This is a genomic window from Desulfovibrio piger, from assembly GCF_012843875.1.
Classification (GTDB): domain Bacteria; phylum Desulfobacterota; class Desulfovibrionia; order Desulfovibrionales; family Desulfovibrionaceae; genus Desulfovibrio.
Genome location: NZ_JABAFY010000001.1, coordinates 1 through 13897, shown reverse-complemented (window position 1 = coordinate 13897; position 13897 = coordinate 1). Strand labels below are relative to the sequence as shown.

Genomic DNA, 13897 nt, shown 5'->3' with positions numbered 1-13897 from the left:
CGCAGGGGCATCCGTGGCCGGAAAAGCCGTTGTCCTGCGGAAAGGCGGCTCCCCGGCCCCTTGTGGGGCGTGTGTAATGGGTATATGCTCCAAAGATTCCGCCTGCCTCTGGCGTGAGCAGGCGCACCGTTTTTACAAGGGATGTTTTCCATGTCGAATCATAGCGAGTACCTGAACAAGGTGTTGTTGAGCCGGGTCTACGACGTGGCCGTCGAGACCCCGCTGGATGAGGCCGTGAGCCTTTCCCGCCGCCTGGGCAACCGCGTGCTGCTCAAGCGGGACGACCTGCAGCCTGTGTTTTCCTTCAAGCTGCGCGGCGCCTACAACAAGATGGCCCGTCTTTCTCCCGAAGAGCTGCGCCGCGGCGTCATCGCCGCCTCAGCCGGCAACCATGCCCAGGGGGTGGCCCTGGCCGCCCGCCGTCTGGGATGCGAAGCCGTCATCGTCATGCCCGTGACCACGCCCGCCATCAAGGTGGATGCCGTGCGCCGTCTGGGCGGACAGGTGGTGCTGTTCGGTGAGTCTTTCAGCGATGCCTGGCGGCATACGCTGGATCTCATCAAGGAGACCGGCTACGTGTTCATCCCGCCTTTTGACGATCCCGATGTCATTGCCGGACAGGGCACCATCGGCATGGAGATCCTGCGTCAGCATCCCGACCCCATTCACGCCATTTTCGTGCCCATCGGCGGGGGCGGACTTGCCGCCGGCGTGGCCGCCTATGTGAAGAACCTGCGGCCCGAGATCCGCGTCATCGGCGTGGAACCCGTGGACTCCGACGCTATGCGCCGTTCCATCATGGCCGGGCATCGTGTGGAGCTCAAGGACGTGGGCTTGTTCGCCGACGGCGTGGCCGTGAAACTGGTGGGCGAGGAGACCTTCGCCCTTTGCCGCGACCTGCTGGACGACATCATCACCGTGGACACGGACGCCATCTGCGGCGCCATCAAGGATATCTTTGAAGATACCCGCGTGGTGGCCGAACCGGCCGGTGCGCTGGCCCTGGCCGGTCTGCGTGCCTATGCCCGCGCGGGCAACCTGCGCGACACCACCCTGGTGGCCGTGGTCAGCGGCGCCAACATGAATTTCGACCGTCTGAGCCATGTGGCCGAACGGGCGCGCTTCGGTGCCAACCGCGAAGCCCTGCTGGGCGTGACCATCCCCGAGAAGGCGGGCAGCTTCCGCCAGCTGGTGCAGGCCATCAGCAGCCGCAACATCACCGAGCTGTGCACCCGCTTCGCCGACCCGGTCAACGCCCATGTGCTGGTGGGCATCGACATCAAGAACAGCGACGAGGTGGCCTCCGTGCTGGAAGACCTGCGGGCTGCCGGTTTCAGCGCCTGCGACCTTACGGACAACGAGCTGGCCAAGCTGCACCTGCGCCATATGGTGGGCGGCAACGCGCCCCAGGTGCACAACGAGCGCCTGATCCGCTTCTTCTTCCCCGAGCGGCCCGGTGCCCTGCTCAATTTCATGGACGCCATGCGCGTGACCTACAACTTCACCCTGTTCCAGTATCGCTACCACGGGGCGGACTTCGGCCGCGTGCTGCTGGGGGTGGAAGTTCCCGAAGAGCGGCGCGAGGACTTCGAGGAGTTCCTGGCCCGCGTCGACCGCATGGGCTACCCGCATGTGGATGAGACCGACAACCCGGCCTACAAGATGTTCCTGGGCTGGCATCACGACAACTAACTGATGCCGGTCTGCACGGACAGACCATGATGCTTGTCGGGAGGCCGCTCCTTCGGGGGCGGCCTCCTGCTGTTCACAGGCCCCGGAGATCCCGGCGGCAACAAGGAGAGCGCGGGAGGGCTGAGAGAGACCCGGCAGCATGGCTCCTTTGCGGACAATCGGGAGGCCTGCATCGGCCCTCCCCGGGCCGGAGGGAGCTTTTCTCGCCTGTCCCTGCCTTCCGGGCCGTCGTCATTGACAAGCCGGGACAGTTGGCCGAACATGGACAAAACCGGTATCGTCAACTTTTTACCGTCTGGCAGGACGCTATGATTCGTATTCAGGAAATTCTCGACAAGGTGGCGGCCAACAACCATGATGCCAATCTGGAGCTGATCCAGAAGGCCTATGTGTTCGCCGCCACAGCTCACGCGGGGCAGACGCGCCTTTCGGGCGAGCCCTATCTGTCCCATCCGCTGGCCGTGGCCTATACCCTGGCCGACATGGGCTTTGACGAGCCCACGGTGGCGGCGGGCCTGCTGCACGATACGGTGGAAGACACCGGCACCACCATCGAAGAGATCGACGACAAGTTCGGCGAAGACGTGGCCGACATCGTGGACGGTGTCACCAAGATCAGCATGATCGTCTTCGAGAACAAGGAAGAGGCGCAGGCCGAGAACATCCGCAAGATGATCCTGGCCATGAGCCACGACATGCGCGTGCTGATGGTCAAACTGGCCGACCGCCTGCACAACATGAGCACCCTTGATTTCCAGAAGCCCCACAAGCAGCGCCGCATCGCCCAGGAGACCATGGACATCTACGCGCCCCTGGCCAACCGTCTGGGCCTGTACCTGCTCAAGCGCCAGCTGGAGGACCTGAGCTTCAAATACCTGCGGCCGGACATCTACAACCAGATCGACCACTGGCTGGACGCGCATCAGGTGGTGGAAAAGCAGATCATCGAAAAGGTGGTCTCCCTCATCCAGGATCTGCTGGCTTCCAACGGTCTGGAAGGGCAGGTCTACGGGCGCATCAAGCACAAGTACAGCATCTACAAAAAGATGCAGTCCCAGTCCCTGACCCTGGACGAGATGCACGACATCATGGCCTTCCGCGTGCTGGTCAAGGACATCCGCGACTGTTACGCGGTGCTCGGTCTGGTGCACTCGCAGTGGAAGCCGGTGCACGGGCGCTTCAAGGACTATATCTCCATGCCCAAGGCCAACGGCTACCAGAGCCTGCATACCACGGTCATCGGGCCCGAGGGCGAGCGCATCGAGATCCAGATCCGTACCGAAGAGATGCACCGGCAGGCCGAACACGGTGTGGCCGCGCACTGGCTGTACAAGGAAAAGGGCCGGGTCAACTCCAAGGACCTGGAACAGTTCTCCTGGCTGCGCGAAATCTTCGAGCGCCAGGGCGACGAAGCGGACTCGCGCGAGTTCATGCATTCGCTCAAGCTGGACCTGTTCAAGGACGAGGTCTACGTCTACACCCCTGCCGGTGACGTGAAGGAACTGCCCGAAGGCGCCACGCCGCTGGACTTCGCCTTCCACATCCACAGCAAGGTGGGCCATCATTGCGCCGGGGCCAAGATCAACGGCCGCCTCATGCCGCTGGGCACGCCGCTCAAGAACGGCGACATCGTGGAGATCATCACCGATCCTTCGCGCAACCCCAATCGCGACTGGCTCAAGATCGTCAAGACGGCCCGCGCCCGCAGCCGCATCCAGCGCTACCTGCGTACCGAGGAACGCGCCCATGCCCTGGCCCTGGGCCGCGACATGCTGGAAAAGGAAGGCCGCAAGGTCAACCTCAATGTGGCGCGCGCCCTGAAGGACGGCCAGCTGGCCATCGTGGCCCAGGAGATGAACTTCGAGAACGTGGACGAGCTGGTGGCCTCGGTGGGCTATGCGCATATCACGCCGCGCCGTGTGCTCAACAAGCTCTATGCCGTCCTGCATCCCGATAATGCCGCGGCTGCGGAACCGGCCACGCCCACCATCAAGGAAAGCAAGGAAGCCGCCAAGCGCAAGAGCGACGGCGTGGGCATCTCCGGCTGTGACGGCGTGCTCATGCGTTTTGCCAAGTGCTGCAACCCGGTGCCGGGGGACCCCATCATCGGTTACATCAGCCGCGGCATGGGCGTCACCGTCCACCGTGCGGACTGTCCCAATGTAGCCAATATGGAGCCGGAGCGCCTCATCTCCGTGCATTGGGACGGCGAGGAGGAAAAGCCCTACGAGGCCGGCATCTTCATCCTGGCCCAGAACCGCAGCGGCGTGCTGGCGGGCATCGCCCAGCTCCTGGCCCTGCAGGGCATCAACATCACGGCGCTGTCTTCGCGGGCGCTGGTGGACGGCCGGGCCGAACTGCGCCTGACCGTGGAAGTGTGCAACGCCACCCAGCTCTATGATGTCATCGAGGCCATCCGCGGCCAGTCCGGCATCCTCGAAGTGGTGCGCGATACCGAAGAAGCCTAGCCCATCCCGCCCGGCTGCCGTGGCGCAGCCTTTCAGCGAACATACGCAGGGGACACCGCAAGGTGTCCCCTTTTTCGTGGGCCATCCCGCGACAGTTTTGGGCAACTATTTGCCAGGAACAGGTCTGTACCCGGCAGCCGGGGCGGCGTATCCCGGTAAGCACAGGACAAAGGTCCGTTGCCCGGACGGGATCTGCCGGAAAAGGGCGGAGCCTTCCGGTCTGCGTCGACGGGGAGCAGGAGGCATCTTTGCGTTGCGTTCCCCGGTATGCGGCAGCGGGCCGTCTTTCTCATGCCGGGGCATCCGGCACAACCGTTGAAGATATCGTGGGGAACACCATGGACAGGATGCAGAAAGCGGAAGCGTACAGGAAGGAATTGGGCAAGACGGGGGCCCCGGCACTGGCCGGGACGGATCCCGAACTGGCGGCTATCCGGGAGCGCCTGGAATACGGCGAGATCGCCGGACAGGGCTGCCTGGATGCGCGTCGGCGCCGCCTCATCACCCTGGTCGTCCTGGCCGCCATCCAGACGCCGGAGGGGATAGGGGAGGAGACACGGGCCGCCCTGCATCAGGGCGTGCGTCCCGAAGAGATCCGCGAGGCCCTGTACCAGTGCGCGCCCTATATCGGCTTCCCGCGGACGGAGGCGGCCCTGCGCCATGCGGATGCCGCCCTGGAGGCCGCCGGTATCGCCCTGCCCCTGCCTGAAGGCGGCACGGTGAGCGAAGAAGACCGCTTTGAAAAAGGCCTTGCCGTACAGACCGGTATTTTCGGGGATGCCATCAGCAAGATGCACGCTTCGGCCCCTGAAGGACAGCGAGAGATCCTCGTCCGGCATCTTTCCGCGTTCTGCTTCGGCGACATCTATACGCGCACGGGGCTTGATCTGCCGCTGCGGGAGCTGCTGACCTTCTGCATCATCAGCGCGCTGGGCGGCTGTGAGGCCCAGGTCAAGGCCCATGTGCAGGGCAATGCCGCCGTGGGCAACGGCAAGCAGCTGCTGGTGGATGCCCTGCTGCAGATGCTGCCCTGCATCGGCTTCCCCCGCACGCTCAACGCTCTTGCCTGCGTCAACAGCGTGCTGCCGGAGGCCTAGAGCACCGGGCAGGAGGATAGTGTCACCGCGCGCCCCGGCTGTGTTCCTGTTGCCGGGGCATGCGGGAATGACGGGATGGTCTTGAGGTCAGGAAGGGCGCGGCCCTACGAGGACGGGCCGCACCGGCGCGGAACAGGGTCGGCCCGCGGACGGATGACGCGGACGTATCCTAAAGGCCGCCCGCCCCGGCTTCGCCCAGAGGCGCAAGCGTGCGTTTCCGCTGGATGTCCCGGTGGGGCGGTTCGCCGAACATGCGTTTGTACTCCCTGCTGAACTGGGGCACGCTCTCATAGCCTACGGAAAGGGCCGCCGAGGCCGCGCGCATGTCTTCCATGAGCATCAGGCGCTGGGCCTCGTGCAGCCTGAGCTGTTTGAGGTATTGCAGGGGGCTCAGGCCGGTGACGGTCTTGAAATGACGATGGAGCGTGGACAGGGACATGCCCACCTGCCGTGCCAGGCTCTCCATGCGTACCGGGGCCCCCAGATCCCGGCGCAGGATGGAGACGGCCTGCAAGACCTGGCTGTTCTGCGAGCCTTGGGCATAGAGTCCGCGCAGCACATGGCCCAGGGGCCCGATCAGCAGCAGATAGTGCAGCTCCTGCAGGATCATGGGGGCGCGGATGGCGATCTGCTCCGGCTTGTCCAGCAGCTCGGCCAGGCGCAGCACCGCTTCCAGGAATTCCGGTTCGGCATCCGCCACGGCGACGCCGGGGCCGTCTTCCTGCGGCGTTTTGCCCGCAGGCCGCATCCTGAGCATGAGGTCCGTCAGGATCTGCCTGTCCAGATAGAAGAAGAGGGAGAGGAAAGGCTGTCCGGGAGCCGTATCGAAAAAGGAAGACGAGCTGGGCATGTCGATGCCGGAGACCAGAAACTGGCCCCGTCGGAAGACGAATTCCTGCGAGCCGATGAGCGAGCGTTTGCTTCCCTGGACGATGACGGACACCAGCGGTCTTTCGAAGCAGCGGTCAGGTGCGGGCGAGTCCTCCCGCCGGACGAGCACCAGACCGTCGATGGAGCTGGGGCGGATCTCCGGGGCGGGGAGGTGCCGCATCAGGATGTCTTTCAGGGCGGCAAGGATATCTTCTTTGATGGACAGGGCTGAGGATGCCATGAGGACCTCCGGTTCGGGCTGCCTGTCCAGTGTAACCAACAGACGGCAGGGAGAGAAGACGCCGCCAGTGGCGTCCGCGGGCAGACGGCACGACTGTGCAAGAGCGCCGGAGGGGATGTGTTTCCCCAGCCTCAGGAAGGCTCTGTCTTTGCAGCGGTACACGGCGCAGTCCGTCCGCGGCTGCCCGGCAGTGTGGCCGCACCTCCGGCGATACCGGCCGGGCGTGACATATAACGATCAACAAAAGGAAACGACCATGCAGGAAAACAGGGGGCCTTTCGCCCCGGGCGGTGCCAACACGGCCTATGCCCGCTACTTTGTCGGCAACAGTTACCTGAACATGCTTTCCACCGAAGGGGTCGTCATCGGTAACGTGACCTTCGAACCGGGATGCCGCAACAACTGGCATATCCATGAGGCCGCCAGCGGCGGCGGGCAGATACTGCTCTGCACCTCCGGGCGCGGCTGGTATCAGGAGTGGGGCAAGCCCGCACGAGAACTGCACGCGGGCGACGTGGTCCACATCCCCGCCGGGGTCAAGCACTGGCACGGCGCGGCCAGGGACAGCTGGTTCGTGCATCTGGCCGTAGAAGTCCCCGGTGAGGGCTGCCGCTCCCAGTGGCTGGAGCCTGTCAGCGAAGAGGAGTATGCCCGTCTGCCCTAGGCAGGAGCATCTTGCATCCGGTGCCCACGGCGCCGGATGAGCCTGCCGGCAGCCGCCGGAAAAAGGAGGCCGCCGCTGTTCCTGCAAAAACAGCGGCGGCGGAGTGCGCGCGGGAAGGAGAAGCACGCGCGGGAAAGGGGCGGATGGCCCGCCCCGGGAGGACTAGAAGCTGTAGGCGAAGATCAGCTGGGCCTTCCAGGCATCCTGCTTGGACCAGTTACGATCGCTGACGTAGCTCTTGTCCCAGGTGTCCTTGTCCATCATGTTGATGATGTAGCCGAGCTCGAGATTGGCTTCCAGGTTCTCGTAGATCTGCCAGGAGTTGACCAGGTTGAATTCCAGCAGACCGTCGTTGGTGGTCAGATAGGGACCGTCCTGGGCGGCGGTGGTGTCGTCCCAGGCCACGGCGGAACCCATGTATTTGACCATGGAGGGGCTGTTGGTGCCGCCCCAGTAGGCCACACGGAAGGTGTGCTTGAGGTCTTCCACAAAGCTCACGTCCGCGATCTGCAGGCCCACGCCCCAGGTACCGGCGTAGGTCAGATTGTTGTCGTAGAAGTTGTAGCCGGTGCCCCAGGCCAGGTTGCCGTCACCCATGAAGGATGTGAAGTTGCCCGCGCCGGCGATGGAGGGCAGGCGCTCGGAACCGTTCTTGACGTTGCCGTCGTCACCGGAGGCATACCAGCCGAAGATGCCGGGGGTGCCCCAGTCCATCTTGTATTCCACCAGGGCCTTGACCAGCCAGCCTTCACGCTTGCTGTTGCCGCGCACCCAGTCCGTACCGCGCTTGAGCACGTCATAACGGCCCATGGCTTCCACATAGCCGTAATTGATGTCGAATTCGATGTTCAGGGGGTCGAAGGCCGTGATGGCCACGGGCAGGCCGGCCCAGAACATGGAGCCGTAGGCCTTGCCGGTCTTGCCGAGGGCAAACTCGTTCATGCCGGGCAGGTAGCCGGGCAGGGTCACGTCCAGCGCGCCGTCGGCCGTACCCACGCCGCCTTCATTGAAGCGGGTGTTCTTGCCCTGCATGCCGTACATGGCCCAGGGGGTCAGCTCCACACCGTCGAACTTCAGGGGCAGCATGAGGGCGAAGAGGTCCATGTTGTCCAGATAGTTGTTGTAGCCGTTGCCGTAGGCTTCACCGTCGGCATTGGTGCCGGTGTAGTTGTCGTTAAGCGGACGCATCCAGAGGGCGGTCAGGCCCACGTTGTCGTTGAACTGGTAGCTGGCGACCACGGCGGCGGCGTCACCGTCCATGATGGCGGAACCGCCGGCCACGTTGGGCAGGGCCACGGCCTGCAGGCCCATGCGGAGCTTGAGGTCGGTATTGGGCACCATCCAGTCGATATAGGCATTTTTGACCTTCACCACCTTGCCGTCGGCACCCAGGGCGCCGCCGCTTTCGGCATTGCCCCACATCTGGTCGCCGATCTCGAAGAACACCGTACCGGACAGGGATTCGGAGGCCACGGCATCCAGCTGCAGGCGGACGCGCTGACCGGCGTTGAAGGTATCGTCGTGGTGGTACTTCTTGTTGTCCACATCCTTGATGAGGCTGCCGTCACCAAGGCCAAAGCCCACCAGCCATTCGCCGGAGGCTTTGAAATCGATGGCTTTGGCGCCGCTGGCGGCCCCCAGGAGCATGCTGGCAGCCAGCATGAGGGTAAGAATTTTTTTCATGACCTTCTTCCTTACTGTTTGAGGTTCACATCCATCAGGCAACAGCGGCGCCCCCCGACGCCACAGCCGCCCGGGCCGTATTCCGCGCCTTGGCGCGGGCTTTTTTGTCCTTGCAGCGGCAGTTGGGGCAGGTGCCCTTGCAAACATGCTTTGCCTTTTCAGGGACAATGAGGACCTTGTTGCCGCTCGTCGCCAGCTCGAAGCCGCGGGAGCCTTTGTAGTGGATGCGCTGCGGCGCGATGGAAGGCTGGGGCGCACCGCGCAGGGCGGCGGCCGCCGCCGGCTGGATGCGGGTCACATGGCGCACATCGATGAAGAATTTGTTGCAGTCGTTGCTGTGGCAGCGCATAAGGTTCAGGATGGCACGGGCCTGTTCCAGATCCAGATCCTCGCCGGTGGCGATGTGCAGGTTGTTGGCACTGCGGCGGAAAGAGATCCGGGTCTGGGGAAGGTTTTCCAATCTCGGCATGGTGGCTCCTGTGGTAATGTGTTTTGTTGGGGCAAACATGCCATGATTGAAAAATGATGTCAACGGAATTGAAAATTGTTTTCAATTTATTTTGCCTTTGAAAAATAAAAAGGCAATCATCTCAAAAAGGTAGCGAACCTGTGCCGGCTTATCTCTGCGTATAACGCAGAACAGGGCCAGCATCGATCCCGGACTGCGTGCCCCTACCGGTCAGCAGGGAAGAAAAGCGGCGGTACGGGATTTGCGATACCTTTGTTAAAGGAACCACAGCACTGCTGCCTGCCGCCGCAGATCACGTCAACGCCGGTTCAGGATCGGGGGGGCCCGGCGGGGATCCTGCGTGCGTATATCTCGAAAAATCTTTTATTTTGCGCTATGGTGCGCGCACAGGAAGGCCTCTGGAGAAGATCATGACGACAGCCACAAGCCGATATTTTGCCCTGCTGGCCCTGACGGCCGCCCTGTGGGGCGCCCAGCCGCTGCTGGTCAAGATCACCATGCGGGAGCTGAACCCGTCCACCATGACCGCAGTGCGTTATCTGCTCATGAGCATCACCTTTTTCGCGCTCATGCGCTGGCGGGGGCTGCCGCTCCTGCCGCCGCTGCGCCTGATGCCGGCCCTGCTGCTCATGGGCATCACCGGTGTGGCGCTCAACAATATCGCCCAGTTCACCGGTCTGCAGCTCTCCACGGTCAGCAATGCCACTCTCATCGCCACGACCACTCCGGCCGTGACGGCACTGGTGGCCCTGATCTTCCTGCGCGAACGCCTGCTGCCCATCGAACTGCTGGGGATCCTGCTTTCCGTGGCAGGGGCGCTGTTCCTCGTCAGCAAGGGACAGATAGACGTATTGCTGCATATCTCCTTCAACAAGGGGGATCTGCTGTTCTTCACCGCCCAGCTGGGCTGGGCCGTCTATTCCCTGACGGGCTTCCGCGTCATGCGCCATCTTCCGCCCCTGACGACCACGGCCTGGGCCGGGCTGTTCGGGACGGCGGGCACCTTCATCTACGCCGCGCTGACCGGCCAGCTGGACGTGCACAGCGTGGGCGGCACGACCCTGGCCTGTATGGTCTATATCGTCTGGATCGGCGGCGTGTGCGCCATGATCTTCTGGAACATGGGGGTCAAGGTGGTGGGGGCAGGGCAGGCGGCCATCTTCCTCAACATCATGCCGCTGGTGGGCGTTGTCCTGGGCGTGACCCTGCTGGGAGAGGACTTTGCTTTCCGCGAGGCCTTCGGCGCCGTGGGCATCCTGGGCGGGGTGTACATCCTGACGCACAGCCGCCAGATCATGCGGCGCATGGACCAGCGCCTGATCCGGCGTGCCCGGGAGCTGGCGGCCGCCCGCCGGCAGGCTGCGGAAAAGGAATCCCGCCGGGACTGAGACCGGCGGGATGGCATCTATCAAGAGACGGGCTGCCGCTATGAAAGAGACTGAACACAAAAGACACCGGCTTGCGGATCTGCTTCTGGTCCTGCTGGCCGCGCTGTTCTGCTGGTGTGCCCTGCAGGGGACGCTGGACCTCAATCCCCAGGGCATCGGCATGGACAGCGACCTGCAGAACTACGCGCAGATCATGGAAGCCGGGGAATACCCCGCGGCCTTTGCCCGTGACCCGGTGGCGTCTTTTTTCCCGCAGGATCCGGGCGTGCCCAACCTGCTGACGGCCCTGGCGGGTCTGCTCCCCGACGGGGACAATGCGGCCACGGACATGCTGCGTGTGGGCGCGCTGGGCGTCTTTTTGCACTTCCTTGCCTATTACATCCTGGGGCGCTGCCTGTTCCGCAGCCCCTCTCTGGCGGTCCTGCTCTCGATCCTGATGAGCATTGCCGTGCACTGGTCGTTCGGCACCTTCTGGGGCAGCATGCGCTCGGATCCGGTGCCGCGCATCTTCTATGCCGATCTCTGGCCCTTCCTTCTGCTGCTGGCCTGTGCGGCCGTCAAACGCCCTTCGCTGCAGCCTGTGGTCATGTTCCTGTCAGGCTGTGCCATGCTGGTGCATACGGTCAGCGCCCTCATGGGCGGAGCCATGTTCTTCATGGCCTTGTTCCTGCTCTGGCGGGACAGGGGACTGTGGCGCCACGCGGGCCTGAGCCTGCTGAATCTGTTGAGCTTCGCAGTTCCCGTTGTTATATATCTGAAAGTTTTTCTTGCGGATACACCAGCACCGCCGGCCGAGTATGCCGGGCTTTTTGCCGAGGTGCGCGCCCTGCGTTACAGCAAGGACTGGCATGATGTCTGGCAAAGCCTTGCGGACATATCGCGCTATTATACCTTCCCCGTCCCGCTGTTCCCCGCGGCGGTCGTGTCGGCGGTGGTGCTGTTCAAAAAGCGGCAGCAGCTGGCCGGGCCGCTGCGCACTCTGCTGCGGCTCATGCCGGGCATGGTGCTGGGCATCGCGGGCGGCTGTGTGCTCTGCGCCCTGGAGATGTGGCTGGCCCGCCATCTGGGGCGGCAGAACATGAGTCAGGAGATCCTGCGGGGCACGCGCTTTTTGGTGCCGCTTTCCTGGCTGCTGCTGACCTGTCTTTTGTCCCTGTACTGGCAGGGCCTTGCCCCCCTGCTGCGCCGTGGCATCGTCATCCTGCTGGCTGTCGTCCTGCTGTCGCTGGGGCAGGGCAAACAGGTGGTGGCGGCCCGGCATGCCCTGGCGGACATGACCGGTCTGGGCTGGCTGGATACGGAAGAGGCCCGGCAGATCAAGGCGCATTCCCTGGGATTGCGGGATGCCCTGCAGGCCCTGCGCTCGCAGGCGGGACCGGAAGAGCTGGTTTTTACTGACGGAGACTGCATGGCCGTGCGCTTTGCTGCCCGCATGCCCATGCTGCCCGTACACAAGGACGGGAACGTCATCTATTATGCCGCCGACCCGGATATGGCCCGGCGCTGGCTGGCCATGCAACACCGCATGGCGGCCGATGCCACCGGCTATATGGAGGTCTGGCGTACGGAGCAGGCCGCGTTGCTGCTGACGCGCCATGTGGAGCACAAAGCCCTGTTGCTGCGTTACGGTGTCCTGCTTTTTGAGAATGAAGGCTGGCTGTTGCTGCGGCGTTCGCCGGTAGCGGCGGACGCCGATGCACAGGTCACGAGGAGCGGATATGCAGACTGAGAAGAAAGGCAACAGGATCGCGGTCCTGATCCCCTGCTATAACGAGGCGCTGACCATCGGGAACGTGGTCAGGGATTACCGTCAGGCCCTGCCGGATGCCGATATCTATGTCTATGACAACAATTCCACCGACGAAACGGCCCGTCTGGCCCGTGAGGCCGGTGCCATCGTGCGCCCCGAGCCCCGTCAGGGCAAGGGCAACGTGGTGCGGACCATGTTCCGTGACATCGAGGCGGACTGTTATCTGATGGTGGACGGGGACGACACCTATCCGGCTTCGCAGGCGGCGGCCCTGTGCGCGCCCGTGCTGGAAGGACGTGCGGACATGGTCATCGGCGACCGGCTGTCCTCCACCTACTTCACGGAGAACAAGCGCCCATTCCACAACTGCGGCAATATGCTGGTGCGCCGCTGCATCAATATGTTCTGGAAGCGCGGCCGGCAGATCGAGGACGTCATGACGGGCATGCGGGCCATGTCGCCCCTGTTCGTCAAATCCTTCCCCATCCTTTCGCAGGGCTTCGAGATCGAGACGGAGATGACCATCTTTTCCCTGGCCAACAATTTCCGCATCGCTTCCATGCCCATCCAGTACCGCGACCGGCCGGAAGGGAGTTTTTCCAAGCTGAGCACGTTCCGGGACGGCTTCCGCGTCCTGAAGACCATCGCCGTCCTGTTCAAGGATTACCGTCCCCTGCTGGTCTTCTGGTCGGTGGCCTGTCTGCTGGCCCTGCTTTCTCTGGGGCTGTTCCTGCCTGTGCTGGGCGAATACATGTCCAGCGGGCTCGTACCCCGCTTCCCGACCCTGATCGTGTCCGGATTCTGCATGCTGGCGGCTTTGCTGAGCTTTGTTGCCGGCCTGACCCTGGACTGCCAGCGCAAGCGGGCCCGGCAGGCCTTCGAGATCCAGCTCAATGTGCTGTCACTGCTGCTGCGGCAGGGCAGGACAGGCATGTCCTCCGGCGGGAACAGGCCGGAGCAAGCCCCTCAGGCGTAAATGAAGAAAGCCGGGCAACAGCCCGGCTTTTTCCATTTTGGACAACGCTGGAAAGGACGCAGCGAAAAGGCTGGGGAGCTTCCCTGCCCGGTCAGCTGAGGGCCTTGCGCTTCATGATGTAGTTCCAGATCATGACCACGCCCGTGGCCACGACCTTGGCCAGCATGTAGTGCAGGGCCAGCTTGTCCACCAGCAGCCACATGCAGACCTGATTGATGCCCAGACCGGCCAGGCTCGATCCCACGAAGACCACCTGCCGGGCAAAGCTGCGTGCCGCCTGATGGAAGACGAAGAACACGCAAAGGTAGTAATTGACGATGACGGCCACGATGAAGGCCCAGGCGGACGACCAGAGGTAATGGACGTCCAGCACGCTGGTCAGCAGGAACAGCAGGCCGTAGTCCACCAGAAAGGTCAGACCGCCCACGATGCAGAAGCGGAAAAATTCCGCGCCACGGCTGGCAAGGGACATAAAGACTCCTTTGGGATTGGGCTGCCCTGACTTAGAGAATGTCCGGCATACACCTTGCTATACCAGTTTTCTCCAAAGGATACAGGCCAAAGCAAGGTAAAGTAGCCCCATAAAATTGACGAGGTAA

Annotated in this window: 11 protein-coding genes; 7 read left to right on the top strand and 4 right to left on the bottom strand. The window is 63.3% G+C overall.

Translation table 11 applies throughout. From position 1 onward, the window contains the following. Window positions 1-150 precede the first annotated feature (150 nt). The 3 genes from ilvA to HF854_RS00045 all read left to right on the top strand — a co-directional run bounded on the left by ilvA (window position 151) and on the right by HF854_RS00045 (window position 5257). Window positions 151-1692, top strand: coding sequence for a threonine ammonia-lyase, biosynthetic (gene ilvA / locus HF854_RS00055; protein WP_168934453.1), 1542 nt, complete (start codon window positions 151-153; stop codon window positions 1690-1692). A 308-nt stretch (window positions 1693-2000) separates the two neighbouring features. Further along, window positions 2001-4160: a RelA/SpoT family protein gene (locus tag HF854_RS00050; protein ID WP_168934452.1), complete on the top strand. Its 2160-nt coding sequence runs from the start codon at window positions 2001-2003 to the stop codon at window positions 4158-4160. A gap of 326 nt (window positions 4161-4486) precedes the next feature. Further along, on the top strand, window positions 4487-5257 hold the full coding sequence (locus HF854_RS00045; RefSeq protein ID WP_297137526.1) for a carboxymuconolactone decarboxylase family protein: 771 nt from the start codon (window positions 4487-4489) through the stop codon (window positions 5255-5257). 169 nt (window positions 5258-5426) lie between these two features. Here HF854_RS00045 and HF854_RS00040 read toward each other — a convergent pair whose 3' ends face one another. Beyond that, the gene (locus HF854_RS00040; protein ID WP_168934451.1) at window positions 5427-6368 is read right to left on the bottom strand and encodes an AraC family transcriptional regulator; all 942 of its coding nucleotides are present in this window, start codon (window positions 6366-6368) and stop codon (window positions 5427-5429) included. Between the two features lie 256 nt (window positions 6369-6624). On the opposite strand from HF854_RS00040, the gene HF854_RS00035 reads away from it, so the two are divergent. Further along, complete coding sequence (locus tag HF854_RS00035) at window positions 6625-7032, top strand: cupin domain-containing protein (RefSeq protein ID WP_168934450.1); 408 nt, start codon at window positions 6625-6627, stop codon at window positions 7030-7032. A 162-nt stretch (window positions 7033-7194) separates the two neighbouring features. Here HF854_RS00035 and HF854_RS00030 read toward each other — a convergent pair whose 3' ends face one another. Next, window positions 7195-8715 (bottom strand): outer membrane homotrimeric porin, encoded by a 1521-nt coding sequence (locus HF854_RS00030; protein WP_168934449.1) that lies wholly within the window; start codon window positions 8713-8715, stop codon window positions 7195-7197. Between the two features lie 34 nt (window positions 8716-8749). Then, the gene (locus HF854_RS00025) at window positions 8750-9184 is read right to left on the bottom strand and encodes a squalene cyclase (protein WP_168934448.1); all 435 of its coding nucleotides are present in this window, start codon (window positions 9182-9184) and stop codon (window positions 8750-8752) included. Between the two features lie 410 nt (window positions 9185-9594). Between HF854_RS00025 and HF854_RS00020 the strand changes: the two genes are divergently transcribed. The 3 genes from HF854_RS00020 to HF854_RS00010 are packed head-to-tail and all read left to right on the top strand — an operon-like array spanning window position 9595 to window position 13298. Next, complete coding sequence (locus HF854_RS00020) at window positions 9595-10572, top strand: DMT family transporter (RefSeq protein ID WP_168934447.1); 978 nt, start codon at window positions 9595-9597, stop codon at window positions 10570-10572. A 40-nt stretch (window positions 10573-10612) separates the two neighbouring features. Next, window positions 10613-12301 carry a hypothetical protein gene (locus tag HF854_RS00015; RefSeq protein ID WP_168934446.1) on the top strand — a complete coding sequence of 563 codons (1689 nt, stop codon included), beginning with the start codon at window positions 10613-10615 and terminating at the stop codon, window positions 12299-12301. Then, window positions 12291-13298: a glycosyltransferase family 2 protein gene (locus tag HF854_RS00010; RefSeq protein ID WP_168934445.1), complete on the top strand. Its 1008-nt coding sequence runs from the start codon at window positions 12291-12293 to the stop codon at window positions 13296-13298. Before HF854_RS00015 ends, HF854_RS00010 begins: the two co-directional genes overlap by 11 nt. A gap of 91 nt (window positions 13299-13389) precedes the next feature. Here HF854_RS00010 and HF854_RS00005 read toward each other — a convergent pair whose 3' ends face one another. Continuing rightward, window positions 13390-13770: a GtrA family protein gene (locus HF854_RS00005; RefSeq protein ID WP_006003486.1), complete on the bottom strand. Its 381-nt coding sequence runs from the start codon at window positions 13768-13770 to the stop codon at window positions 13390-13392. Window positions 13771-13897 lie beyond the last annotated feature (127 nt).

Bases quoted from the DNA above. Each gene is read 5' to 3' on its own strand.
- HF854_RS00040 (WP_168934451.1), bottom strand. From the start codon at position 6,368: ATGGCATCCTCAGCCCTGTCCATCAAAGAAGATATCCTTGCCGCCCTG.
- ilvA (WP_168934453.1), top strand. From the start codon at position 151: ATGTCGAATCATAGCGAGTACCTGAACAAGGTGTTGTTGAGCCGGGTC.
- HF854_RS00015 (WP_168934446.1), top strand. From the start codon at position 10,613: ATGAAAGAGACTGAACACAAAAGACACCGGCTTGCGGATCTGCTTCTG.
- HF854_RS00010 (WP_168934445.1), top strand. From the start codon at position 12,291: ATGCAGACTGAGAAGAAAGGCAACAGGATCGCGGTCCTGATCCCCTGC.
- HF854_RS00020 (WP_168934447.1), top strand. From the start codon at position 9,595: ATGACGACAGCCACAAGCCGATATTTTGCCCTGCTGGCCCTGACGGCC.
- HF854_RS00005 (WP_006003486.1), bottom strand. From the start codon at position 13,770: ATGTCCCTTGCCAGCCGTGGCGCGGAATTTTTCCGCTTCTGCATCGTG.
- HF854_RS00050 (WP_168934452.1), top strand. From the start codon at position 2,001: ATGATTCGTATTCAGGAAATTCTCGACAAGGTGGCGGCCAACAACCAT.
- HF854_RS00030 (WP_168934449.1), bottom strand. From the start codon at position 8,715: ATGAAAAAAATTCTTACCCTCATGCTGGCTGCCAGCATGCTCCTGGGG.
- HF854_RS00035 (WP_168934450.1), top strand. From the start codon at position 6,625: ATGCAGGAAAACAGGGGGCCTTTCGCCCCGGGCGGTGCCAACACGGCC.
- HF854_RS00025 (WP_168934448.1), bottom strand. From the start codon at position 9,184: ATGCCGAGATTGGAAAACCTTCCCCAGACCCGGATCTCTTTCCGCCGC.